This window comes from Pseudomonas brenneri (genome assembly GCF_007858285.1).
Taxonomy (GTDB): domain Bacteria; phylum Pseudomonadota; class Gammaproteobacteria; order Pseudomonadales; family Pseudomonadaceae; genus Aquipseudomonas; species Aquipseudomonas brenneri.
The window spans coordinates 33202-57766 of record NZ_VFIL01000006.1 but is presented as its reverse complement, the minus strand read 5'-3'; the positions used below and the strand labels follow the sequence as shown (position 1 = coordinate 57766).

General features: G+C 63.2%; 24 protein-coding genes. 15 read left to right on the top strand and 9 right to left on the bottom strand.

Annotation, left to right across the window (positions count from 1 at the left end; translation table 11 throughout):
- Positions 1 to 144: 144 nt before the first annotated feature.
- The 7 genes from FJD34_RS14415 to gshB form a co-directional block, all read right to left on the bottom strand.
- Positions 145 to 1416 carry a dihydroorotase gene (locus FJD34_RS14415; protein WP_032858796.1) on the bottom strand — a complete coding sequence of 424 codons (1272 nt, stop codon included), beginning with the start codon at positions 1414 to 1416 and terminating at the stop codon, positions 145 to 147.
- Positions 1413 to 2417, bottom strand: coding sequence for an aspartate carbamoyltransferase catalytic subunit (locus FJD34_RS14410; protein ID WP_032858794.1), 1005 nt, complete (start codon positions 2415 to 2417; stop codon positions 1413 to 1415). The genes FJD34_RS14415 and FJD34_RS14410 overlap by 4 nt, the downstream gene beginning before the upstream one ends.
- Positions 2418 to 2441: 24 nt before the next feature.
- Positions 2442 to 2948 carry a bifunctional pyr operon transcriptional regulator/uracil phosphoribosyltransferase PyrR gene (gene pyrR, locus FJD34_RS14405; protein WP_065942744.1) on the bottom strand — a complete coding sequence of 169 codons (507 nt, stop codon included), beginning with the start codon at positions 2946 to 2948 and terminating at the stop codon, positions 2442 to 2444.
- Between the two features lie 82 nt (positions 2949 to 3030).
- Complete coding sequence (ruvX, locus tag FJD34_RS14400; protein WP_005792259.1) at positions 3031 to 3468, bottom strand: Holliday junction resolvase RuvX; 438 nt, start codon at positions 3466 to 3468, stop codon at positions 3031 to 3033.
- Positions 3468 to 4037: a YqgE/AlgH family protein gene (locus FJD34_RS14395; RefSeq protein WP_090292314.1), complete on the bottom strand. Its 570-nt coding sequence runs from the start codon at positions 4035 to 4037 to the stop codon at positions 3468 to 3470. The genes ruvX and FJD34_RS14395 overlap by 1 nt, the downstream gene beginning before the upstream one ends.
- Positions 4038 to 4155: 118 nt before the next feature.
- Positions 4156 to 5055 carry an energy transducer TonB gene (locus FJD34_RS14390; RefSeq protein WP_032858789.1) on the bottom strand — a complete coding sequence of 300 codons (900 nt, stop codon included), beginning with the start codon at positions 5053 to 5055 and terminating at the stop codon, positions 4156 to 4158.
- A gap of 77 nt (positions 5056 to 5132) precedes the next feature.
- On the bottom strand, positions 5133 to 6086 hold the full coding sequence (gene gshB / locus FJD34_RS14385) for a glutathione synthase (RefSeq protein ID WP_032858787.1): 954 nt from the start codon (positions 6084 to 6086) through the stop codon (positions 5133 to 5135).
- Between the two features lie 239 nt (positions 6087 to 6325).
- Here gshB and pilG point away from each other — a divergent pair, with 239 nt between their 5' ends.
- The 6 genes from pilG to FJD34_RS14355 all read left to right on the top strand — a co-directional run bounded on the left by pilG (position 6326) and on the right by FJD34_RS14355 (position 16204).
- Complete coding sequence (gene pilG / locus FJD34_RS14380; RefSeq protein WP_032858786.1) at positions 6326 to 6733, top strand: twitching motility response regulator PilG; 408 nt, start codon at positions 6326 to 6328, stop codon at positions 6731 to 6733.
- Positions 6734 to 6779: 46 nt separating this feature from the next.
- Positions 6780 to 7145: a twitching motility response regulator PilH gene (gene pilH, locus FJD34_RS14375; protein WP_029300454.1), complete on the top strand. Its 366-nt coding sequence runs from the start codon at positions 6780 to 6782 to the stop codon at positions 7143 to 7145.
- A 12-nt stretch (positions 7146 to 7157) separates the two neighbouring features.
- Positions 7158 to 7694: a chemotaxis protein CheW gene (locus FJD34_RS14370; protein ID WP_032858785.1), complete on the top strand. Its 537-nt coding sequence runs from the start codon at positions 7158 to 7160 to the stop codon at positions 7692 to 7694.
- Complete coding sequence (locus tag FJD34_RS14365; protein WP_065942742.1) at positions 7691 to 9742, top strand: methyl-accepting chemotaxis protein; 2052 nt, start codon at positions 7691 to 7693, stop codon at positions 9740 to 9742. The genes FJD34_RS14370 and FJD34_RS14365 overlap by 4 nt, the downstream gene beginning before the upstream one ends.
- A gap of 158 nt (positions 9743 to 9900) precedes the next feature.
- The gene (locus FJD34_RS14360) at positions 9901 to 15756 is read left to right on the top strand and encodes an Hpt domain-containing protein (protein ID WP_090292311.1); all 5856 of its coding nucleotides are present in this window, start codon (positions 9901 to 9903) and stop codon (positions 15754 to 15756) included.
- Complete coding sequence (locus tag FJD34_RS14355; protein WP_032858780.1) at positions 15749 to 16204, top strand: chemotaxis protein CheW; 456 nt, start codon at positions 15749 to 15751, stop codon at positions 16202 to 16204. The genes FJD34_RS14360 and FJD34_RS14355 overlap by 8 nt, the downstream gene beginning before the upstream one ends.
- 33 nt (positions 16205 to 16237) lie before the next feature.
- On the opposite strand, the gene FJD34_RS14350 is transcribed toward FJD34_RS14355, so the two are convergent.
- Together FJD34_RS14350 and FJD34_RS14345 are read right to left on the bottom strand one after the other, a co-directional pair.
- A complete protein-coding gene (locus FJD34_RS14350; RefSeq protein WP_065942740.1) occupies positions 16238 to 16525 on the bottom strand; it encodes a HigA family addiction module antitoxin in 288 nt (95 codons plus the stop codon).
- Positions 16526 to 16539: 14 nt separating this feature from the next.
- Positions 16540 to 16818 (bottom strand): type II toxin-antitoxin system RelE/ParE family toxin, encoded by a 279-nt coding sequence (locus tag FJD34_RS14345; RefSeq protein WP_083204802.1) that lies wholly within the window; start codon positions 16816 to 16818, stop codon positions 16540 to 16542.
- A gap of 485 nt (positions 16819 to 17303) precedes the next feature.
- On the opposite strand from FJD34_RS14345, the gene FJD34_RS14340 reads away from it, so the two are divergent.
- The 9 genes from FJD34_RS14340 to mdcH all read left to right on the top strand — a co-directional run bounded on the left by FJD34_RS14340 (position 17304) and on the right by mdcH (position 24535).
- Positions 17304 to 17555, top strand: a complete 252-nt coding sequence (locus FJD34_RS14340; RefSeq protein WP_065942763.1) for a DUF6124 family protein — start codon at positions 17304 to 17306, stop codon at positions 17553 to 17555.
- A gap of 121 nt (positions 17556 to 17676) precedes the next feature.
- Entirely contained in the window at positions 17677 to 18393 is a 717-nt protein-coding gene (locus FJD34_RS14335; RefSeq protein ID WP_032858777.1) for a hypothetical protein, read from the top strand.
- Positions 18394 to 18604: 211 nt separating this feature from the next.
- Complete coding sequence (gene mdcA / locus FJD34_RS14330) at positions 18605 to 20275, top strand: malonate decarboxylase subunit alpha (RefSeq protein ID WP_032858775.1); 1671 nt, start codon at positions 18605 to 18607, stop codon at positions 20273 to 20275.
- A complete protein-coding gene (locus FJD34_RS14325; RefSeq protein ID WP_032858773.1) occupies positions 20276 to 21133 on the top strand; it encodes a triphosphoribosyl-dephospho-CoA synthase in 858 nt (285 codons plus the stop codon). It abuts the gene before it with no gap.
- The gene (locus FJD34_RS14320) at positions 21133 to 21432 is read left to right on the top strand and encodes a malonate decarboxylase subunit delta (RefSeq protein ID WP_032858772.1); all 300 of its coding nucleotides are present in this window, start codon (positions 21133 to 21135) and stop codon (positions 21430 to 21432) included. Before FJD34_RS14325 ends, FJD34_RS14320 begins: the two co-directional genes overlap by 1 nt.
- The gene (locus FJD34_RS14315; RefSeq protein WP_090292308.1) at positions 21425 to 22267 is read left to right on the top strand and encodes a biotin-independent malonate decarboxylase subunit beta; all 843 of its coding nucleotides are present in this window, start codon (positions 21425 to 21427) and stop codon (positions 22265 to 22267) included. The genes FJD34_RS14320 and FJD34_RS14315 overlap by 8 nt, the downstream gene beginning before the upstream one ends.
- Entirely contained in the window at positions 22264 to 23043 is a 780-nt protein-coding gene (gene mdcE, locus FJD34_RS14310; RefSeq protein ID WP_090292306.1) for a biotin-independent malonate decarboxylase subunit gamma, read from the top strand. The genes FJD34_RS14315 and mdcE overlap by 4 nt, the downstream gene beginning before the upstream one ends.
- Entirely contained in the window at positions 23037 to 23633 is a 597-nt protein-coding gene (locus FJD34_RS14305) for a malonate decarboxylase holo-ACP synthase (RefSeq protein WP_065942734.1), read from the top strand. The genes mdcE and FJD34_RS14305 overlap by 7 nt, the downstream gene beginning before the upstream one ends.
- Complete coding sequence (gene mdcH / locus FJD34_RS14300; protein ID WP_090292304.1) at positions 23630 to 24535, top strand: malonate decarboxylase subunit epsilon; 906 nt, start codon at positions 23630 to 23632, stop codon at positions 24533 to 24535. The genes FJD34_RS14305 and mdcH overlap by 4 nt, the downstream gene beginning before the upstream one ends.
- Positions 24536 to 24565: the final 30 nt, after the last annotated feature.

Genomic DNA, 24565 nt, shown 5'->3' with positions numbered 1-24565 from the left:
TCATCTCCAGCCTTGTGAGGATCTAATTGTGGGAGTGGGCTTGCTCGCGATGGCGGTGTATCAGTCGACCTATTTGTTAACTGATACACCGCTTTCGCGAGCAAGCCCGCTCCCACATTTGACTGTGCCCGCTTCAGTTCTGGATCAAGCCTGGTAGCTGATCCGTCCGTCCACCAGGGTGTAGCGCACATTCGCCGGCAAGCTATGGCCGATGAATGGGCAGTTTTCCCCCCTGGACAGCCACTGCTCGCCAGCCACGGTGGAACTGGCCGGATCAAACAGCACCAGATCTGCCGCCGAACCCACCGCCAACTTGCCCGCCGGCAGGCGCAACGCCTGGGCCGGGCCTGAACTCAGGCGTGCGAGCAGCGTTGGCAGGTCCAGCAAACCATCTTCCACCAGGGTCATCGCCAATGGCAGCAGCAACTCGACGCTGCTGATCCCAGGCTCTGTCGCGCCAAACGGTGCCAGCTTGGCATCCCGTTCGTGGGGCTGGTGATGGCTGGAGATCGCCGAAACTACCCCAGACTTCACCGCCGCGCGCAAACCATCACGGTCGGCGCGGGTGCGCAGTGGCGGTTGCACGTGGTACAGGCTGGAGAAGTCGATCAACGCCTCATCCGTCAGGATCAACTGGTACAACGCCACATCGGCGGTCACCGGCAAGCCACGGGCCTGCGCTTGGGCGATCAGGGCCACGCCCCGGGCGCTGGTCAGTTGGCTGAAGTGCGCGCGTACGCCGCTTTGCTCCACCAACAGCAGGTCACGGGCCAGGGCCACGGTTTCTGCGGTTTCCGGGATGCCCGCAAGGCCGAGGAAACTGGCGGTGGCGCCTTCATGGGCCAGGCCACCTTCGGCCAGGTCGCGGTCCTGGGAGTGGAAGATCACCGTCAGGTCGAAGGTGGCCGCATATTCCAGCGCACGGCACAGGGTGCGGGTGCTGCGGAAACTCTCCAGGCCATTGCCGAAGGCTACGCAGCCGGCGTCACGCAGGGCAATCAGTTCGGCCAGTTGTTCGCCGTCCAGGCCTTTGCTCAGGGCGCCAATGGGGAACACTTTGCAATTGCCGGCCTCGCGGGCGCGATCGAGGATCAGCTCGGTCACGGCCGAGGTGTCCAGTACCGGCTTGGTCTGCGGCGGGCAGCACAGGCTGGTCACGCCACCGGCGGCGGCGGCGCGGGTTTCGCTGGCGATGCTGCCTTTGCGGCTGTAGCCCGGTTCGCGCAGGGCGACGTTCAGGTCCACCAGCCCAGGCGCGGCCACCAGGCCTTTGGCGTCGATGGTTTGGGTCGGGCTGAAACCGCTGGGTGCGGCGCCGATGGCAATGATCTTGCCGGCTTCCAGGTGCAGATCGCTGACTTGATCCAGGCCACTGGCTGGATCGATGACTCGGGCGCCGAGAATGCTGAGCTTCACTGGGCGTTCTCCTGCTCGAATTGACGTTGGGCTGTTTGCCCGCTCATGGCCATGGACAGCACGGCCATGCGCACGGCGATGCCGTAGGTGACCTGGTTGAGAATCACCGAATGCGGGCCGTCGGCCACCGCCGACTCAATCTCCACCCCACGGTTGATCGGGCCGGGGTGCATGACAATCGCATCGGGCTTGGCGCCGGCCAGGCGCGCGGTGGTCAGGCCGAACAGGCGGTAGAACTCGCCCTCGCTGGGCAGCAGGCCGCCGGCCATGCGCTCGCGTTGCAGGCGCAACATGATCACCACGTCGACGTCCTTCAGGCCTTCGGCCATGTCGGTGTAGACCTTCACCCCGTATTGCTCGATGCCCACCGGCAGCAGGGTTTTCGGCGCAATCACGCGGATGTCCGGGCAGCCCAGGGTTTTCAGGGCCAGCATGTTCGAGCGCGCCACCCGCGAGTGCAGGATGTCGCCAACGATAGCCACCGAGAGGTTTTCAAAGCCGCCCTTGTGCCGACGGATGGTGAGCATGTCGAGCATGCCCTGGGTCGGGTGGGCGTGACGGCCATCGCCGCCGTTGATGATCGCCACCTGCGGGCACACGTGCTCGGCGATAAAGTGCGCCGCGCCCGAGTCGCTGTGGCGTACCACGAACATGTCGGCCGCCATGGCTTCCAGGTTGCGCAGGGTGTCGAGCAGGGTTTCGCCCTTGCTCGCCGACGAGGTGGAGACGTTCAGGGTGATCACGTCGGCTGACAGGCGCTGGGCCGCCAGCTCGAAGGTGGTGCGCGTGCGCGTGGAGTTCTCGAAGAACACGTTGCAAATGGTTTTGCCGCGCAGCAGCGGGACTTTTTTCACCGCCCGGCCGCCGACTTCGAGGAACGAGTCGGCAGTGTCGAGGATTTCGGTGAGCAATTCGCGGGGCAGGCCGTCGAGGGACAGGAAGTGTTGCAGTTGGCCCTGAGCGTTGAGCTGCAGCGGGCGCTTGGCATCTAGAGGCGTCATCGCGGGGACTCTTTACAAGGCGGTTTAAAGGGCGAGGTCTTGCAGTTCGAGTTCGAGCGGCGTGGGACCGGACAATTTTACCCGCTGCTGGGCTGAAAGCGACAGGGTTGCGCCCACGACATCCGGGCTGATTGGCAGTTCGCCAGCGTCGAGGTCGAGCAGGCAGACCAGGGTGATACTGGCCGGGCGGCCGTAGTCGAACAGCTCGTTCATGGCGGCGCGGATGGTACGCCCGCTCATCAGCACGTCATCGATCAGCACCAGGTGCTGGCCTTCGATCTCGAACGGCAGCTCTGACGGACGCACCTGCGGGTGCAGGCCGTTCTGGCTGAAGTCGTCGCGGTAGAAGGACACGTCCAGGGTGCCCAGGGGCGACTCACTGCCCAATTCTTGCAGCAAGGCCTGGGCGACCCACACGCCACCGGTGCGGATGCCAATGAAGCGCGGCTCGCTGATGGCACGGTGTTGCAAGTGGGTCGTCAGGCTCGTCGCCATCTGACGGATCAGTTCGGCGGGATTGGGCAGGCTCATGGTGGCTCCTTCAGGGGCTTGGGCAGCGTGACGCTGGCAAAGTCCGGGCTCAAACGTAAGAAGACGCGGCAAGCCGCGTCAGTCAGGATTCAAATAAAGCGGTGTTTTCATCCAGCCAGCCCTGCAACAGCAAGGCGGCGGCAATGGCGTCGACCGGGTTGTCGCGGTAGCTGCCCTTTTGCCCGCCACGATCGCGACGCTCACCCTTGGCCTCGAAGGTGGTCAAGCGCTCATCGTGGGTATAGAACGGCAGGTTGTAGCGCCCATTGAGGCGGCGGGCGAATTTTTCCGCGCGCAGGCACATATCGCTGGGGGTGCCGTCCATGTTCAACGGCAGGCCAACCACCACCGCGTCGGGCTTCCACTCCTTGATCAGGGCTTCGACCTGATTCCAGTCCGGTATGCCGTTCTGCGCCTTCAAGGTACACAGCTCGCGGGCTTGGCCAGTGATGACCTGGCCCACGGCGACGCCGATCTGCTTGGTGCCGTAGTCAAACCCGAGGATCAATCGCAAGGCCATCAGGCGTGTCCCGCCTGGCTGGTCAGCAGGTTGAGGTTGACCCCCAACTGTGCCGCCGCGGCGTTAAGACGCAGCTCGCTGGCGGTATTGAACAGAATGTCGGCATCAAACGGGCAGGTCAGCCAGGCATTGTTGGCCAGCTCTTCTTCCAGTTGCCCGGCTTCCCAGCCGGCGTAGCCCAGGGTAATCAGGCTCTGCTTGGGGCCGACGCCATCGGCGATGGCAAACAGCACGTCCTGGGACGTGGACAGCGATACCCCGTCCAGATCAACCGTTGCCTGAAACGTCGGGCCCGTGGGGTGCAGCACGAAACCACGGTCGGTCTGCACCGGCCCGCCGAAATAGATCGGCACCGCCTGGCAACTGGCGGGTGGGTCGATCTCCGGGCGCAGTTGCTCAAGGATATCGGCCAGGTTCAGGTCCTGCGGGCGGTTGACCACCAACCCCATGGCGCCATTGGCCGTGTGCTCGACGATATAGGTCAAGGTGTGCGCAAAGTTCGGGTCGGCCATATGGGGCATGGCGATCAGGAAGTGGTGCTTGAGGTAAGTCGGGCTGACATTTTTCATGTCCGCTAGTGTGGCGTTGGAGGGGCGAACTGACAAGCTGGGGATGTGTAGGAAATCGGTTAGCGGATTTATTTCCTGTGTAGGAGTAAGCTCGCTCCTACACCGTTGAGGGGGCAGATCAGTTGCTGGAAAGACGATCTCCCTTGGCAAAACGCCAGGTGCGGATGATTTCCAGGCGGTCGATATCGTTCAGGTCACCGGTAAACGGGGCGAACGGTGCGGCCAGGCGCACGATGCGTTGCGCCGCCTGGTCCAGCAACGGCTGGCCGGACGACTCCAGCACCAGCACTTCATATAAGGAGCCGTCGCGGTTGATCGACACCAGCAGGCGCAGGTTGCCGTAGATCTGCTGGCGCCGGGCCTCGTCCGGGTAGTTCAGGTTGCCGATGCGCTCGACCTTCTTGCGCCATTCGTCCTTATACCAGGCGCCTTTGTCGCGCATGGTCGAGGCGGCATTGAGCCGGTAGATGCGCGGGCGCTTGGCGTACAACTGTTGCTCATTGGCCAGTTCGGCCTCCAGGCTGGAGATTTCGCTGGAAAGTTGCGAGGCGTCGAATGTGGGGGCGGGTGTGCGTGGCGCAGGCTCAGTCTTCACGGCTTCGCGCGGGGTCGCGGTTTTCTGTGGCTTTGGCGCGACAGTGGCGACAGCCGCCTTGGGCACGGCCTGCTTGACCTCGGGTTTGGCCGCAGGAGGCGGCGTGACCTTATTGATCTTGTTGTCCTGGAAGGGCGCCACTTCGGTGGTCTTGGGCACTGCCTTCTTGTCCAGGGTACCGCTGCCTTGCTGATTATCCTGCGCCAGAAAGTCAGCCTTCTCGGGCTTTTTCTCACTTTTGAAGGTGGCGAGGGTGATTTCCAGGGTTTTACTGATCTGCTGGGGTTCGACGAAGGTAAAGCCCAGCCCGAGGATCAACGCCAAGTGAATCAGCGCTGCCAGGAACAGGGTAAAGCCGAGCCGATCAGCCGGGCGCACGCGGCTGCGGCTGAATTCGGGGGGCAGGTCAGACGGGAGCGTCATAGCAGGAAAACCAACATCGCGCGTTTCACAGGTGGCGCATGATAGCGCAATGTTGGTTTACATCCGGCTGTTCTATGTCACTTGGCTTGTAGCTTGTCGGCAATCGCTGCCATGAGCATTTCGCCGATATTGGTGCCGAACGCGTTGTCTATTTCGCGAATACAGGTCGGACTGGTGACGTTGATTTCCGTCAGGTGCTCGCCAATTACGTCAAGGCCTACAAACAGCAGGCCTTTTTTCCGCAGGGTCGGGCCAACCTGGGCGGCGATCCAGCGGTCCTTGTCGCTCAGCGGGCGGGCTTCGCCACGGCCACCTGCCGCGAGGTTGCCACGGGTCTCGCCGGCCGCCGGGATACGCGCCAGGCAGTAATCCACCGGCTCGCCGTCGATCATCAGGATGCGCTTGTCGCCATCCTTGATCGCCGGTAGGTAGGCCTGGCCCATGATCTGCTGGGTGCCCAGCGCGGTCAGGGTTTCGAGGATGACCGACAGGTTCGGATCGCCTGCGCGGTGGCGGAAGATCGAGGTGCCACCCATGCCGTCCAGCGGCTTGAGGATCACATCACCGTGCTTGGCGGCAAATTCACGCAGCACGTCGGCGCGGCGGCTGACCACGGTCGGTGGCGTGCACTGTGGGAACAGCGTGGCGAACAGCTTTTCATTGCAGTCACGCAAGCTTTGCGGCTTGTTGACGATCAGCACACCCGCGCGCTCGGCCTGCTCCAGCAGGTAGGTGGAGTAGACGAACTCCATGTCGAACGGCGGATCCTTGCGCATCAGGATCACGTCCAGGTCGCTCAGGGGGCTGTCGACCTCGTCTGCCAGCTCAAACCACTTCTCAGGGTTGGCGAACACCTGCAAGGGGCGCATCCGCGCCCGCGCCTCGCCGTCACCCTGGTAAAGGTCGCGCTGTTCCATATAGAACAGGGTCCAGCCGCGGGCTTGGGCGGCCAGCAGCATGGCCAGCGAGCTATCCTTTTTATAGGAGATGCTGGCGATAGGGTCCATGACAATGCCGACGCGAACGCTCATGGGGGATTTCCTCTAGCAAATAAGGGCGCATAAAAGTGGCGTCAGAGTGGCGCTGCGGCTGTTGTGGGTCAAGGAAAAACCACCTTGCCGGTCGGCCGATAGATTGCCTCCCCAGTCTGTGCTAAAAAGGCTGCCATGGCGTGTCGGCCCTTGAACCACAAGGGTTCTGGCGCTCGTCCCTGGCAATATCCGGCAGTACACACCGAAAACCGATTCGCTGTGGCGATGGTAGAGCAGATATGGAACAGCATTCCAACGCCTTGAAAGTGATGGTGATCGACGATTCGAAAACGATTCGCCGCACCGCTGAGACGCTGTTGAAGAACGTAGGGTGCGAAGTCATCACGGCCATCGACGGTTTTGATGCCCTGGCCAGGATCGTCGACCATCACCCGCACATTATCTTTGTCGACATCATGATGCCGCGCCTGGATGGTTATCAGACCTGCGCCCTGGTCAAGAACAACCCGGCGTTCAAGGCCATCCCGGTGATCATGCTGTCATCCAGGGATGGCCTGTTCGACAAGGCCAAGGGGCGCATCGTTGGTGTCGATCAATTTTTGACCAAGCCTTTCAGCAAGGAAGAACTGCTGAGTGCGATCAAGGCCTATGTGCCGGGTTTCGCTGCAGTAGAACAAGCACATTGACCCAGCCCCCTCGGGGCTTGCGTCAACCAATGTAGTGGGGAAAACCATGGCACGCGTTCTGATCGTCGACGATTCGCCGACTGAAATGTACAAACTGACGGGCATGCTGGAAAAGCACGGCCACCAGGTCCTCAAGGCCGAGAATGGCGCCGACGGCGTGGCCCTGGCCCGCCAGGAAAAACCCGATGCGGTGTTGATGGATATCGTCATGCCGGGCCTCAATGGTTTCCAGGCCACGCGCCAGCTGTCCAAGGAGCCGGAGACCAACGGTATCCCGATCATCATCGTCACCACCAAGGACCAGGAAACCGACAAGATCTGGGGCGCACGCCAGGGGGCCAAGGCGTACCTGACCAAGCCGGTGGAAGAAGACAAGCTGATCGAAGTCCTGAACTCGGTGCTCAAGCCCTGACGGCTCGCCCCCATGACCGAGTCGCAAACCGCCTTTGAGCTGCTGCTGGACATCGACCGCCGCTGCCGCCTGCTGGCCGCTGACCTGCCGTCCCAGGAAACCCGCTCCCACAGTTGGAGCGGCATCGGTTTTCGCCTGGGGGAGCATTGGTATGTCGCGCCCATGGGCGAAGTCGCCGAGGTGTTGCATGAGCCGCGCTGCACGCTGATGCCCGGGGTCAAGCCCTGGGTCAAGGGCGTGGCCAACCTGCGCGGGCGCTTGCTGCCGGTGATCAACCTGTGCGGGTTCTTCGGCTATGAGTTATCGGCCGCGCGCAAACAGCGCCGGGTGCTGGTGATCGAGCACGAAGACACCTTTGTCGGCCTGCTGGTGGATGAAGTGGTCGGCCTGCAACATTTTGCCCAGGACCTGCTGCGCCCGGTATCGGCCAGTGTGCCCGCCGCCAGCGCTGCGTTTATCCAAGGCCAGTTCAGCGGCGACCCGCTGTGGCAGGTCTTCAGCCCCTTTGCCCTGGCCCAGGCCCCGGGCTTTCTGGATGTTGCCGCATGAGCACCGTCACTCCCGTCAAACCGCAGCCAGCTTCGCGCAGCCGTTCGCAGATCATCGTGCTGTTTATTGCGCTGATCATCTTCATCATGCTGCTGTTCGCCAACTTTGCCTACCTCAACACCCAGTCCACCTATGACAAGCAGTACATCGGCCATGCCGGCGAGCTGCGGGTACTGTCCCAGCGCATAGCCAAGAACGCCACGGAAGCAGCGGCCGGCAAGGCCGCGGCGTTCAAGCTGTTGAGCGAGGCGCGCAATGATTTTGCCCAGCGCTGGGGCTACCTGAAAAAAGGCGACCCGGCCACCGGCCTGCCTGCCGCGCCCAGCGCCGTGCGCAGCGAAATGCGCGCCGTGCAGCACGACTGGGAAGCCCTGCTGAAGAACACCGACGTGATCCTGGCCAGCGAGCAGACGGTGCTGTCGTTGCATCAAGTGGCGGCGACCCTGGCCGAAACCGTACCGCAATTGCAGATAGAGTCGGAAAAGGTCGTCGAAATCCTGCTGCAACGCGGCGCGCCCGCCAGCCAGGTGGCGGTGGCCCAGCGCCAATCGCTGTTGGCCGAGCGCATCCTGGGGGCGGTCAATACGGTGTTGGCGGGGGACGAAACTGCCGTCAAGGCCGCCGACGCCTTTGGCCGCGATGCCAACCGCTTTGGCCAGGTCCTGGCCGGCATGCTCCAGGGCAGCGCCGGCCTGAAAATCAGCGAAGTACAAGACCCCGACGCCCGCGCGCGCCTGGCGGAAATCGCCGAGCTGTTCGAGTTTGTCTCCGGCTCCGTGGATGAAATCCTCGAAACCTCGCCGCAACTGTTCCAGGTGCGCGCCTCGGCGAGCAACATCTTCAGCCTCTCGCAAACCCTGCTCGATGAAGCCTCGCACCTGGCCATCGGCTTTGAAAACCTCGCCGGCGGGCGCACCCTCGACACCATCGGAGGCTATGTCCTGGGCTTGCTGGCGTTGGCCTCGATCATCCTGATCGGCCTGGTGATGGTGCGCGAGACCAATCGCCAGTTACGCGAAACCGCCGAGAAAAACGAACGCAACCAGAACGCGATCATGCGCCTGCTGGACGAAATCGAAGACCTGGCTGACGGCGACCTCACCGTGACCGCCTCGGTGACCGAAGACTTTACCGGCACCATCGCCGACTCCATCAACTACTCGGTGGACCAGTTGCGCGACCTGGTGGCGACCATCAACCTCACCGCCGGTGAAGTCGCCGGCGCCGTGCAGGAGACCCAGGCCACGGCCATGCACCTGGCCCAGGCCTCGGAGCATCAGGCCCAGCAGATCGCCGAGGCGTCGACGGCAATCAACCAGATGGCCCAATCCATCGACCAGGTGTCGGCCAATGCCGCCGAGTCCTCGGCGGTTGCCGAACGCTCGGTGGAAATCGCCAACAAGGGCAACGAGGTGGTGCACAACACCATCCATGGCATGGACAACATCCGCGAACAGATCCAGGATACCGCCAAGCGCATCAAGCGCCTGGGGGAGTCGTCCCAGGAGATTGGCGATATCGTCAGCCTGATCGACGACATTGCCGAGCAGACCAACATCCTCGCCCTCAACGCCGCGATCCAGGCAAGCATGGCCGGTGATGCCGGGCGCGGCTTTGCGGTAGTGGCCGATGAAGTGCAGCGCCTGGCCGAACGTTCGTCAGCCGCGACCCGGCAGATCGAGAGCCTGGTGCGGGCGATCCAGACCGACACCAACGAAGCGGTGATCTCCATGGAGCAGACCACCACCGAAGTGGTTCGTGGTGCGCGGCTGGCCCAGGACGCCGGGGTGGCGCTGGAAGAAATCGAGGGCGTGTCCAAGACCCTGGCTGCCTTGATCCAGAGCATTTCCAACGCCGCGCAGCAGCAAACCTCGTCGGCAGGGCAGATCTCGCTGACCATGAACGTGATCCAGCAGATCACCAGCCAGACCTCATCCGGCTCCACGGCCACCGCCGACAGCATTGGCAACCTGGCCAAAATGGCCAGCCAACTGCGGCGCTCGGTATCGGGTTTCACCTTGCCGCCCGTGCGCAAGACCGATGAATGACATGCCCACCCAAAACCACCGCAATCTAAATGTGGGAGCGGGCTTGCTCGCGAAAGCGGTGTATCAGTCACCTGATGTGCCGACTGACCCAGCGCTTTCGCGAGCAAGCCCGCTCCCACATGGATTCTCACGTTTCACCCATTCAGACGGGAGTCGTTATGGTTGACCGGCACGACTACGTCGCCCTCGAATGGGTCAAGGGCGAGATCGCCGACACCCTGAAGCAGGCCCGTTCGGCGCTGGACGCCTACACCGACGAGGCCAGCGATGAGGCCCTCGCGCAGTGCCTGGAGGGCATTCACCAGGTTCATGGTGCCCTGCAAATGGTCGAGTTCTACGGCGCGGCGTTGCTCGCCGAAGAAATGGAGCACCTGGCCCAGGCCCTGCAAGCCGGGCGTGTCAGCCAGCGCGAAGAAGGGATTCGCCTGCTGCAACAGGCCCTCGGGCAACTGCCGTTGTACCTGGACCGTGTCCACAGTGCCCGGCGCGACCTGCCCCTGGTGGTGTTGCCGCTGCTCAACGACCTGCGCAGTGTGCATGGCAAAAGCCTGCTCTCGGAAACCAGCCTGTTCAGCCCGCAACTGCTGGTGATCGCGCCGCTGCCCGAGGATGCACTGGCCCAACGTGCGCCGGCGGATTTTGCCGAGCAACTGCAGCAGTGGCGGCAAATGTTGCAACAGGGCTTGGCCGGGCTGCTGCGTGAGGACCACGGCCCGAGCAACCTGGAAGATATGGCCCGGGTCTTCGCCCAACTGGAAGCGCTGTGTCACGGCGCGCCGTTGCTGGCGTTGTGGCAAGTCACCTCGGCGCTGACCGAAGGCATGCTCACCGGGGTCATCGCCAATAGCCCGGCGTTGCGCAGCCTGTTCAAGAGTTGTGACAAGGTGCTCAAGCGCCTGCAAATCCAGGGCATCGAAGGGATCAACACCCCGGCGCCGGACCAATTGCTCAAGAGCCTGCTGTTCTATATCGCCAAAGTCACCCGGCCGACCCCGCGCATGCAAAGCCTCAAGGAACGCTATGGCCTGGATGAGGCCTTGCCCGACAGCGCGGTGGTCGATGCCGAACGTGCGCGCCTGGCCGGACCCGACCGCAATGCCATGGGCTCGGTACTGGGTGCGTTGTGTGAAGAGCTGGTGCGGGTCAAGGAACGCCTGGACCTGTTCGTGCGCAGCGACCGCCAGCACCTCTCGGGCCTGGACAGCCTGTTGGCGCCCTTGCGACAGATTGCCGACACCCTCGCGGTATTGGGGTTTGGCCAGCCGCGCAAAGTCATCATCGACCAGTTGGCGGTGGTCCAGGGCCTGGCCCAGGGGCAGCGTGAACCCAACGATGCGGTGTTGATGGATGTGGCCGGGGCGTTGTTGTATGTCGAAGCGACGCTGGCCGGGATGGTCGGTACCGTCGAGCCGCAAAGCCGTGAAGACAGCCGCCTGCCCACCACCGACCTGACTCAGATCCACCAGTTGGTGATCAAGGAATCATGCCAGTGCCTCAAGCAGGCCCGGGAACTGGTGATCGACTGCCTTGAAGCGCACTGGGATACGCAGCGCCTGGAGTCCCTGCCCGAACTGCTGACCCAGGTGCGTGGTGCCCTGGCGATGATCCCGCTGCACCGTGCGGCGAGCCTGATGCGTGGTTTCAATGACTACGTGGATGAGCAATTGATGGTCCACGCCACTGCACCAGCGGCGGTGGACCTTGAGCATTTTGCCGATGTGCTCACCAGTCTTGAGCACTACCTGGAGCGTATGCTGCAGGACCCGGATGCACCGGGCGAGCGCGTACTGGATATCGCCTTCGACGGGCTTGCGGCGCTCGGCTACGCGCCCGTACAGGCGCAGCAGCCCTGGCGCCAGGAGCGGGCCGTGCCGGCCGATGAGTTGCCGGTCGACTCCCAGACCCTGGCCCAGGCGCTCGCCAGCCCGACCCCGCGCCTCAACCCGCCGGCACTGCAACGCCCGGGCAGCCTGTTGCCGCCGCCTGCCGACGAAGAGTCGGTGGATGACGAACTGCGTGAGGTGTTCCTGGAAGAAACCGCAGAAGTGCTGGAAGTGTTGCAGCGCCTGGTCCCCCTGGGCGCTGCGAGCCTGGCCGACAAGACTGCCCTGAGCGACATGCGCCGAGCCTTCCATACCTTGAAAGGCAGCGGGCGCATGGTGCGGGCGTTGGTGTTGGCAGAGTTGGCCTGGGCTGTGGAAAACCTGCTCAACCGCGTGATCGAACGGGTCGTCGCGCCCGGCCCTGAAGTCCAGGCGGTATTGGACGATGTTGTGTTACTGCTGCCCGAGTTGATCGCCGAGTTCGCCTCTGACACTCAGCGCCAGCGGGACGATGCCGACCACCTTGCGGCACGCGCCCACGCCCTGGCCAATGGCGCGCCATTACCGGTTGCCGTGGAGCCGGACGACAACACGCTCGACCCGCTGCTGCTGGAGATTTTCCGCAACGAAGCGCTAAGCCACCTGGACAGCCTCAATCGGTTCTTGCACCAGGCCACCGAACAGATGCCGCTGCACGTCAGCGACGAGTTGCAACGCGCCCTGCATACCCTCAAGGGCAGTGCCTATATGGCGGGCGTCTTGCCAATCGCCGAACTGGCGCGGCCGTTGGATCACTTGACCTGTGAGTACAAGGCCCATCGCCTGGCGCTGGACCTGGATGAAGTCGAACTGTTGCTGGAGGGTGAAGCCCTGTTCCAGCGCGGCTTGCGCCAGTTGGGCAGTGATCCCCTGGTGCCTATCGAAGGCGCGCAGTCCTTGATCGAACGCACCCAGGCGCGTCTCGACAGCCAGCTCGAAGCCTTCCTCAACGCCCCGAGCACGGGCTTGCGGGTCAAGCGCGACCCGCAGTTGATCAGCAACTTCCTGGCCCAGGGCATGGATATCCTGCTGGACGCCGAAAGCCTGCTGCGGCGCTGGCAGCAACACCCCGGCGAGCGCCAGGAACTCAGCGCATTGCTGGACGAACTGACCACCCTGGGCGAGGGCGCGCACCTGGCCGACCTGCACCCGATGGACGAGTTGTGTGAAGCCTTGCTCGACCTGTACGGCGCAGTGGAAGAGAGCAGCCTGGCGGTCAGCGAGCGGTTTTTCCATGAGGCCGAGCAGGCCCATGAAGCCCTGATCAACATGCTCGACCAACTGGCCGCCGGCCAGGAAATCAGCCCGGCGCCGGCACGCATGAAGGCCTTGCGCGAGTTGCTCGATGAAGGGCTGGACCCGAGCGCCACCGGGCTGATCAAAAGCGATGGCAGTCGTACACTGAGCATTGCCGAATTGGGCGCGGCCACCACCCAGTTGCAACAGGACTGGGCGGTGGACGATGAGATCGTCGAGATCTTCCTTGAAGAGGCCGTGGATATCCTCGACAGCGCCGGGCAATCCCTCAAACGCTGGTTACTGGAGCCCGACGGCGTGGCGCCGCTCTCGTCCCTGCAACGCGACCTGCACACCCTGCGGGGCGGCGCGCGCATGGCCGAAATCGGCCCGGTGGGCGATCTGGCCCAGGAACTGGAAAGCCTTTACGAAGGCCTGGTGGACCGGCGCTACAGCTACTCCGGCGAATTGGCGCAAGTGTTGATGGACAGCCATGAACACCTGGCGTTGCAGTTGGAGCAGTTGCAAGAGCAGCAACCCTTGAGTGATTCCAGCGCCCTGATCAACCGTTTGCGCGAGGTACGCCAGAACGCCGCGCCGGTGGCGGTTCCCACACCGCTCGAGGCGCAGGTAGCCGGCAGTGATCCCGAGCTGCTGGACATCTTTCTTGAAGAAGCCGCCGACATTCTCGACAGCTCCGGCGCCGCGCTGTTGCGCTGGCAGGCCGAGCCGCAGAATCGCCAGGAAGTCGAGACCCTGCTGCGCGACCTGCACACCCTCAAGGGCGGCGCACGCATGGTCGAGATCGGCCCCATCGGCGACCTGGCCCATGAGTTGGAGTTTCTCTACGAAGGCTTGTCGGCCGGCTTGCTGGCGCCTACCGCTGAGCTGTTTGCGTTGCTGCAAGGCTGCCACGACCGCCTGGCACAGATGGTCGAGGCGGTGGCGGCGGGGTTGCCGGTTGGCTCGGTAGAACGTCTGATCGAGCGGATCAAAAGCCTGGTCCAACCTGTCGAAGCCCAGGCTGCCCCGGTCGCGATGCCCGCCGCCAAACCCGAGGCGCCGGCTGCCAGTGAGCCGGGCGCGGACATGGTGAAAATCTCTGCCGAACTGCTGGATGACCTGGTCAACCTCGCCGGTGAAACTTCGATTTTCCGTGGGCGTATCGAGCAGCAGGTCAACGATGCACGCACCGCCCTTACTGAGGTGCAAACCACCATCGAGCGCATGCGCGACCAACTGCGCCGCCTCGATACCGAGACCCAGGGGCGGATCCTCAGCCGCCAGCATGCCGAAGCCGAGCGCCTGGGCTACGAAGAATTCGACCCGCTGGAAATGGATCGCCATTCGCAGTTGCAACAACTGTCCCGTGCGTTGTCCGAGTCGGCTTCGGACCTGCTGGACCTCAAGGAAACCCTCGACCAGCGAAACCAGGATGCGCAGAACCTGTTGCAGCAACAGGCGCGCATCAACACCGAGTTGCAAGAAGGCCTGATGCGCACGCGCATGGTGCCGTTCGAGCGCATGTTGCCGCGCCTCAAGCGCATCGTGCGGCAAGTGGCCGGCGAGCTGGGCAAGGATGTGGAATTCGTGGTCGGCAATGCCGAAGGCGAGATGGACCGCAACGTGCTGGAACGCATGGCAGCGCCCCTGGAACATATGCTGCGCAACGCCGTCGACCACGGCCTGGAGTCGCGGGATGCGCGGCTGTTGGCGGGCAAGCCGGAGAAAGGTCGGATCACCCTGGACCTGAGCCACGAAGGCGGCGATATCATCTTCGACATGCGCGACGACGGCGCCGGCGTGCCGCTGGATGCGGTGCGGCGCAAGGCGATCAAGCGTGGCCTGCTGGACCCGGAGATGGAGATCAGCGACCGCGACGTGTTGCAGTTCATCTTGCAGCCGGGGTTTTCCACTGCCGAAAAAATCACCCAGATTTCCGGGCGTGGCGTGGGCATGGACGTGGTGCACGAAGAAGTGCGCCAACTGGGCGGCAGCATGTTCATTGACTCCACACCCGGCCTGGGCGTGCACTTTCGCATTCGCCTGCCGTTTACCGTGTCGGTCAACCGGGCGTTGATGGTGCAGTGTGCGGAGGACCAGTACGCGATTCCGCTGAACACCATCCAGGGCCTGGTACGGGTGTTGCCCAATGAGCTGGAAGGGCGCTACCAACTGGATCCACCTGTGTATGAATACGCGGGCCAGCGCTACGAGTTGTATTACCTGGGCGAGTTGCTGCACACCGTCGCCCGGCCCAAGCTGCTGGGGCAAGGCCAGCCGTTGCCGGTGCTGTTGATGCAATGCAACGAGCGGCACATCGCGGTGCAGGTGGACGACATGGCCGGTACCCGGGAAATCGTGGTCAAGGGCCTGGGCCCGCAGTTTGCGGCGGTGCAGGGGCTGTCCGGGGCGACCATCCTCGGCGACGGCCGGGTGGTGTTGATCATCGACCTGCTGGCGCATATCCGCGCCCTGGCACCGGCGTTGCCGGCCCAGGCAATGGAGAATCCGCTGACGGTCAACGAGCCGCAGAAAAAACGGCGGTTGCTCGTGCTGGTGGTGGACGACTCGGTCACTGTGCGCAAAGTCACCAGCCGCCTGTTGGAGCGCCACGGCATGAGCGTGCTGACCGCCAAGGACGGTATCGACGCCATCGCCGTTCTGGAGGAACACACCCCCGACCTGATGTTGCTGGATATCGAGATGCCGCGCATGGACGGCTTTGAAGTGGCGATCCAGGTACGCAACGACCCACGGCTCAAGCGCCTGCCGATCATCATGATCACCTCGCGCACTGGCCAGAAACATCGCGACCGGGCCATGGCCATTGGCGTCAACGACTACCTTGGCAAGCCGTATCAAGAGTCGGTGCTGCTCGAAAGCATCGCCTACTGGAGCCCGAAACATGCTTGACCACCGCACCAGTCAACTCACCGGCCTGCTCCTGCCCTTGGCCGACCGCCACCTGCTGCTACCCAACGTAGCGGTGGCCGAGCTGATCGATTTCCAGCGCGGCGAACCGGCCAGCGACGCACCGCCGTGGTACTTGCGGCAAGTGACCTGGCGCGACCAGCAATTGCCCTTGATCAGCTTCGAGGCAGCGTGTGGCGGTGCCAGCGTGGTCAGCGAACGCGCGCGGATCGTGGTCCTCAACGCCTTGGGTGGACGGGCGACGTTGAAATTTATCGCGCTGGTGATCCAGGGCATTCCCCGCTCGTACAAGCTCGACAGCCAGTTGAGCTATGTGGACGTGCCTCTATCGCCCCTGGAATTGGCGGCGGTACAGGTTGGCGAGCATGTGGCGAAAGTGCCGGACTTGATGGGGCTGGAGGCGCTGCTGGTCGAGGCTGGGTTGGCCTGAATGTGGAAGCGGGCTTGCGCTTGGCGCCAGCCCTTACTCAATCTGCGCAAAACGCTCAATGAGCGGTTGTTCACGGTGTTCCGCTTGCCAAAGATCGTAGGCACTTTGCATCGACAACCATAACCGCGCTTTGCTGATGCCTGCCCGTTCCAGCCTCACGGCAAGGTCTGGGCTGACTGGCGCGTGACCATGCAGGATCCTGGAGAATGTTTCCCTGGCAAAGCCGAGCCGCCGGGCCATTTCGGTAATGGTGATGCCCAAGCTGGGCATCACATCCTCAAGCAGGATTTCGCCGGGATGTGGTGGGTTGTGCATACCCATGTGCGTGCCCCTGTTCAATGGTAGTCAAGGTAATCAACCAGTTCGACGTGATCATCCAGCATACGAAAAATGATGCGCCAGTTGCCGCTGATGCTGACGGAACAGTAGTCGAGCAGATCGCCTTTGAGCCGATGAAAGCGCCATCCTGGGAGATTCAATTCGCCCGGGTGTTCTGCGCTATCCAGAATCAGCAGCACACGACGCAAGCGTTTCGCGTGACCCGCGTTGATGCCTTTGGTTGATCCTGTTTCATAAAAAGTCTGGAGTCCCTTGTGTTTCCAACTGACGATCATGGACGGATTGTGATGTGATACATCACGCTCTGCAATGGCCTTGTATCGGGTTTTGGGGTCAGATTCATGATGCTCTGCTGGTGGGATGATTCAAATCCAAAAGGCTAGTGAGGCGACATCCGAGCAACAACCCTAAAAGTTTGTAGGAATGATTGGTGGGGATGCAGCCCTCAGATTTTTCCCGCACGTTTTCGCGCCGCCCATGAACTTGTCGCTCGTAGCCTTCGCGCCTAGGCTTCGTCGGTCATCGCAAAAAACGGTGACACGGACGTGCAAGTCCGGTTACATATCGGCGCACCAACGCCCATAGCCATTCAACGGGCGTTTTTTATGCCTGCTGTGTTTGTTATGGCGGCTGTGCGTGGGAGATCTTCGGGTCTGCCGGGGTCCGATATGCCCGGTCTTGCACACCTGCGCACAGCTGCCACCCGATTTGCGTGCAAGCAAGCGGTGTCAGTCTCCTTCACATATCGGAGATGTTCACCATGATCAAACCCACCCCCAACCCGCCTACCTCATCCAATCTCTTCACCGTCAACCCGCACCAGAACACCGAAACCCTGCTGGTCAACGCCAGCGAAACCCTCGCGTCCCTCAACGCCCTGACCTGCGGTCTGGCCTTTGAGTTGAACGGCGCCCAGCGCGGCGTACTGCTGGCGATCCAACAAATGACCGAACTGGGCCAACTGCTGGTCGAGCGTGCGTTGGAGCAAATATCGCCTGCGGCCGCTGCGTAAAACTTGATCAGTCCCAGAAAAGGACCGTTCGTTCCCTTTTTGGGACTGATGCCTGCTCGGGTAAAGCCCTACGTAAGCCCGCCGATAACCCAAGGAGTCTTTCGGTGGAAGCAACAACACAATGTGGCTATTCGACGTATTTGCCCGGCTGTATAACCTCAACCCGTTTACCTTCGCTTTAATCATGTGGTTTGTGGTGCTGGTGATCACCGCCAGCGTGACGATGAAATGCCCAACCAGGCGCGGCAAGCTCGTAGGGTTTGGGATCACGTCCGTAGGCGCAGTGTTGATTCTGCGGCACCTGGAGCTGCTGACGCTCAGCGCCACGGGTAAAGAAATCAAAGGGGTCGTGACCAATTTTGTAGTCATGACCCTGGGCGGCCTGGGCTCGGGCCTGCTTGCAGTCGCTATCTCGAAAGGGCCGAACAAGGCCGAAATCGAACAGACCCGCAATTTCATCCGCGGCTGGGGCCTGAGGGGCTTTGAATACCTGTACGTGTTTATCCTCATGTGCTCACTCGCCTTGTCTGTGCTCTGCCTGCTCTTGTGGTTCTTCGGTTGGCCTGTGGTGACGGGGCATGCAGTGTCGGGCTTGTTGCTGGTGTTCCTGGGCGCGGTGTTGGGCTGCGCGATCGTCTCCCGTCTGCGCCGGTTAATGAAATGGGAGCAGTGGGGCGTGGGTCTGTTGTTTGGGCTGTTGCTGTTTCTGCTGCCGGTGTATGTGCAGGCGATTGGGGGGCTGGTGAGCTGGAGCCTGGCGGCGGTGCTGGGGTTTCATACCGTGGCAGGCATAGCCATGGGCTGGACCGTGTGGCGCCAGCGTATGGAATGGCTGTAGGAGGTAGGAGCGAGCTTGCTCGCGAAGGACGAATAGGCGCCGCGCGTTACCTGATAGCGCTGCATTATCGTTGACGGTTTTCGCGAGCAAGCTCGCTCCTACAGGGGGGGATCGTTACTCCAACCGTAACGGTTCGCCGCCGAGCTTGATTGATACCCCCCCTCATTCACTCCTATGGTGAGCCCCACGACAGCGAACCCGTGGAGCGATCATGACAACAACAATAACCCCCGACTCGCGCTGGACGCGGCGACGCGATGAGAAACAGCGGCGCCTGGCGCGGGTGGCCTCCCTGACTGATGGCGTGGTGTTGCCCACCGAGCGCATTGTCGAGGCCCTTGAAGCCCTGATCCTGCCCGGCGACCGGGTGGTGCTGGAAGGCAACAACCAGAAGCAGGCCGACTTTCTCTCGCGCTCCCTGGCCAAGGCCGACCCGGCCGTGCTCCATGACTTGCACATGATCATGCCCAGCGTCGGGCGCTCCGAGCACCTGGATCTGTTTGAAAAGGGCATCGCGCGCAAGCTCGACTTTTCGTTCGCCGGCACCCAATCCCTGCGCATCAGCCAGTTGCTCGAAGACGGTCTGCTGGAAGTCGGTGCGATTCACACCTACATCGAACTCTATGCACGGCTGGTGGTGGACCTGATCCCCAACGTGGTGCTGTCTGCCGGCTTCATGGCCGACCGCGCCGGCAACATCTACACCGGCCCCAGCACCGAAGACACCCCGGCGCTGATCGAGCCGGCGGCCTTCAGCGATGGCATCGTCATCGTCCAGGTCAACCAGTTGGTGGATGACGTCAGCGACTTGCCCCGGGTGGACATTCCGGCGAGCTGGGTGGATTTTGTGGTGGTGGCCGACAAGCCGTTCTACATCGAACCGCTGTTCACCCGCGACCCGCGCCACATCAAGCCGGTGCATGTGTTGATGGCGATGATGGCGATCCGTGGCATCTATGAGAAACACAACGTTCAGTCGCTGAACCACGGCATCGGCTTTAACACCGCGGCGATTGAATTGATCCTGCCGACCTACGGCGAATCCCTGGGCCTCAAAGGCAAGATCTGCCGCAACTGGACCCTCAACCCGCACCCGACGCTGATCCCCGCCATCGAAAGCGGCTGGGTCGAGAGCGTGCATTGCTTCGGCACCGAACTGGGCATGGAACACTACATCGCCGCGCGGCCGGATGTGTTCTTCACCGGTCGCGACGGCTCGCTGCGCTCCAACCGGATGTTCTGCCAACTGGCCGGCCAATACGCGGTGGATCTGTTTATCGGCGCCACCTTGCAGGTCGATGGCGATGGGCATTCCTCCACCGTGACCCGTGGTCGCCTGGCCGGGTTTGGTGGTGCGCCGAATATGGGGCACGACCCGCGCGGGCGCCGCCACGGCACCCCGGCCTGGCTCGACATGCGCCACGGCGATGCCCCAGAAGCCCTGCTGGAGCGCGGCAAAAAACTCGTCGTGCAAATGGTCGAGACCTTCCAGGAGGGCGGCAAACCCACCTTCGTCGAAACCCTCGACGCGGTGGAAGTGGCGCGCAAAAGCGGCATGCCGCTGGCGCCGATCATGATTTACGGCGACGACGTGACCCACCTGCTCACCGAAGAAGGTATCGCCTACCTGTACAAGGCGCGCTCCCTGGAAGAGCGCCAGGCGATGATCGCCGCCGTCGCCGGAGTCACGGCCATCGGCTTGCGCCATAACCCCAAGGACACTGCGCGCATGCGCCGCGAAGGCTTGATTGCCTTGCCCGAAGACCTCGGCATCCGCCGCACCGACGCCACCCGCGAACTGCTGGCGGCCAAAAGCGTGGCCGACCTGGTGGATTGGTCCGGCGGCCTGTACAACCCGCCCGCCAAGTTCAGGAGCTGGTAAATGCACGCACTCAAACTGCACACACTGACCCTGGCCGAACAACTGGCGGACCTGGCGGTCGACGCGCTGATCGACGAAGCCGACTTGTCGCCCAAACCGGCATTGGTGGATCGGCGCGGCAACGGCGCCCACAACGATCTGCACCTGGGCTTGATGCATGCCTCGGCGCTGTCCTTGTGGCCGGCGTTCAAGGAAATGGCCGAGGCGGCGATTGAGCTGGGTGAAATCGGCTTGCCGCTGCGCGAAGCCCTCGGTCGTATCGGGCGCGAAGGTGAGCAAGCGATGCTCACCACCACACAAGGCGTGAACACCCATCGTGGCGCGATCTGGGCCCTCGGCCTGCTGGTGGCTGCCGTCGCGTTGGACCCCACGTCCCGCAACGCCAGCGCCCTGAGCCTGCGCGCCGCGCGCCTGGCCCTGCTCAATGACCGCTATGCGCCGCAACCGTTGAGCCATGGCGTGCAAGTCGCCCAACGCTACGGCGTGCGCGGCGCCCGGGAAGAAGCGCAATTGGGCTTCCCTGCGGTGCTGCAACGTGGCCTGCCGCAACTGCACGCAAGCCGCGTGCAACAACAGGGCGAGCAGAACGCTCGGCTCGATGCGCTGCTGGCGATCATGACCCAACTGGCCGACACCTGCGTGCTCTACCGTGCCGGCACCGAAGGCCTGCAAGCCATGCAGCAGGGCGCCCAGGCCGTGCTCGATGCAGGCGGCAGCGCCAGCCTGGGCGGGCGTCGCCGGCTCAACGAACTGGACCAACAGCTACTGGCCCTGAATGCTTCCCCCGGTGGCGCCGCCGACCTGTTGGCCGCCTGCCTGTTTATCGACCGCATCGAGTCTTGCGACGGAGCGTTTTGATGGAAACCCTATCTTTTGAATTCCCTGCCGGGCAGCCGCCCAAAGGCCGTGCGCTGGTGGGTTGCGTCGGTTCCGGCGACCTTGAAGTGCTGTTGGAACCGGGCACTGCGGGCACCTTGAACATCCAGGTGCAAACCTCGGTCAACGGCGCCGAGCAACGCTGGCAACACCTGTTCCAGCGGCTTTTCCAGGAACAGACACCGCCGGCCTTGAACATTCAGATCCACGATTTTGGCGCCACCCCCGGCGTGGTGCGCTTGCGTCTGGAGCAAGGTTTCGAGGAGCTTGGCCATGACTGACTTACTCAACCGACACAGCTTCGTCGAGCTCGGCGCCCGTCAGCGGGCCAAGGCGTTGCTGGATGCCGGCAGCTACCGGGAACTGATCGACCCGTTCCAGCGCGTGATGTCGCCTTGGCTGAGTCGCCAGGGCGTGGTCCCGCAAGCCGACGATGGGGTGGTGATCGCCAAGGGCACCCTCGACGGTTTACCCGTGGTGATCGCCGCCATCGAAGGCAACTTCCAGGGTGGCAGCCTCGGTGAAGTGGGCGGCGCGAAAATCGCCGGCGCCCTGGAGCTGGCCGCCGAGGACAACCGCAATGGCATTCCCACCCGCGCCGTGCTGCTGCTGGAAACCGGTGGCGTGCGCTTGCAGGAAGCCAACCTCGGGCTGGCGGCGATTGCCGATATTCACGCCGCGATTGTCGACCTGCGCCAGTACCAGCCGGTGATCGGCGTGGTGGCTGGGAGTGTCGGTTGTTTTGGCGGCATGTCCATCGCCGCCGGCCTGTGCAGCTACCTGCTGGTGACCCGCGAAGCCCGCCTGGGCCTGAACGGCCCGCAGGTGATCGAGCAGGAAGCCGGCCTTGAAGAGTACGACTCCCGCGACCGGCCCTTTATCTGGAGCCTGACCGGCGGCGAGCAGCGCTTCAACAGCGGCCTGGCCGACCGCTATGTGGCGGACGACGTGGCGCAGATCCGCCAGCAGATCAGTGAACTGTTGCAGCAAGGTTTGCCGGCCACTCAACGCAGTCGCCAGGCCGACTATTACCTGGCGCGCCTGGCTGAACTGGACGCCGCACCGCAGATTGAGCCGGCCACGGTTCGTGACCTGTATCAGGGAGAACGCTCATGAGCGGTTTGCAGTGGTTCAATGCATTGAGCGCTGGCGCAGCGCCGGTGGCGGGTTTGCCGGCGTCGTTGAAAGTGGCGGATGGCGTGCTCGGCGAGCAGGCCGTACGGTTTATCGCGGTGGTGCCGGATGCCGCCAACCGCTTCCCCCGCGCACGCCAGGGTGAGGTGGGTTTGCTGGAAGGCTGGGGCTTGGCCAAGGCGGTGGATGAAGCCATCGCCAGCGGCGATCAACGGCCGATCATTGCCATCGTTGATGTGCCGAGCCAGGCCTATGGCCGTCGCGAAGAAGCGCTGGGCATTCATCAAGCCTTGGCTGGCGCAGCAGACAGTTACGCCCGCGCCCGTCTGGCCGGGCATCCGGTGATCGCATTGCTGGTGGGCAAGGCTATGTCCGGTGCGTTTCTTGCCCATGGCTACCAAGCCAATCGCCTGATTGCCCTGCGCGATCCTGGGGTGATGGTGCACGCCATGGGCAAGGCCTCGGCGGCGCGGGTGACCTTGCGCAGCGTCGAAGAACTGGAAGCCCTGGCCGCCAGCGTGCCGCCCATGGCCTACGACATCGACAGCTACGCCAGCCTTGGTTTGTTGTGGGAGACCCTGACCGTCAGCCAGATTGAACAACCGACTGCCGACGACCTGGCGCGGGTCAGCGATTGCCTGGTGCAGGCGATCAAGGACATACAGAACAGCGGCGTGCGGGATTTGCGGGGGCGCCTGGGCGCCGTCAACCGTGCGGCGTCCAGCCATGTACGCGAGCTGCTGCGGGAGCAATGGTGAACGCTCACGACTTGCTTTGGGGCATGACCCCGGGGCATTTGCCTGCTGACGCACCGGCCTGGGTGCTGGACGTGATCGGCGCGGGACACCCGGTGGTGGTACGCCGGGCGCAGGCTGAACCGGGCCATGTGGCGGTGGGTGTGCGCGGGCGTTTGCGTGAGCAGCGCTTTGCCGCCGTGATGCCGCTTGCGGCAGTGCGGCGGCGGGTGGTGCCCGAGGCACTGTGCGACGTGATCTCGCCCCGCAATCTGCCGGCGCTGCGGGCACTTGCGCAGCTGCGGACGGTGCTGGCGAAGGAGATCTGGGGCGTCACTGGCAGTGCGGGTTTCGAGTTGGCTACGGGTATTGAAGCGCTGCATGCCCAGAGTGATCTGGATTTACTGCTGCGCACCCCCGAGCGTCTTGGACGGGGCGATGCCGAAGATCTGCTGGCGATTCTGGACACGGCGCCGTGTGCCGTGGATCTGCAACTGCAAACGCCGTATGGCGCGGTGGCCTTGCGGGAATGGGCCGGCCCATCGCAGCGGGTTCTGTTGAAAAATGCCAGCGGCGCGCACCTGGTCGTCGATCCATGGCAGGCGGTGGCATGAGCAGCCTTTTGGTATTCCCGGGGCAGGGCGCCCAGCGCCCGGGCATGCTCCAGCAATTACCCGCCAGCGTCCTCGACGAAGCCAGCGATGCCTTGGCGCACGATGTGCGCCAGCTCGATTCGGCGCAGGCCCTGGCCAGTACCCGCGCAGTGCAACTGTGCCTGCTGATCGCCGGCGTGGCTCATGCCCGTCAGTTGCAACACACGCCGGACTACGTGGCGGGCCTGTCCATCGGCGCTTACCCGGCGGCCGTGATCGCCGGCGCCCTGGCGTTTGCCGATGCACTCAGGCTGGTCAGCCTGCGCGGTGAACTGATGCAGCAGGCTTATCCACAGGGTTACGGCATGACCGCGCTGATCGGCCTGGAGTTATCCACCGTCGAAAGCGTGCTGGCCGAGATCCATAGCCCTGATTCACCGGTGTACCTGGCCAATATCAACGCCGACAACCAGAGCGTGATCGCCGGCAGTGATGCGGCCATGCAGAAGGTCGCCGACCGTATCAAAGGCCAGGGCGTGGCCAAGCGGCTGGCCGTCAGCGTGCCGTCCCATTGCGCGCTGCTGGAGGTGCCTGCGCAAACACTGGCCGAAGCCTTCGCCAAGGTCACGCTCAAGGCACCGACCATCACCTACCTGAGCAGCACCCGTGCGCGGCCAATCCGTGATGTTGAACAACTGCGCGATGACCTGGCCTTCAACATGTGCCGCATCGTCGATTGGCGCGGCACTGTGCAAAGCGCCTATGAGCGCGGCGTGCGCCTGCAAATCGAACTGCCTCCCGGCGCGGTACTCACCGGCCTTGCGCGGCGGGTATTTGAACAAGGCACCGTGATTGCCTTCGACGGTGCCCGCTTGGACACCTTGCAGGCCCTGCTGGAACAGGAGGGCCGCCGTCACCGATAAAGCATGACCTTGGCTTTCGAAGCACAAAAA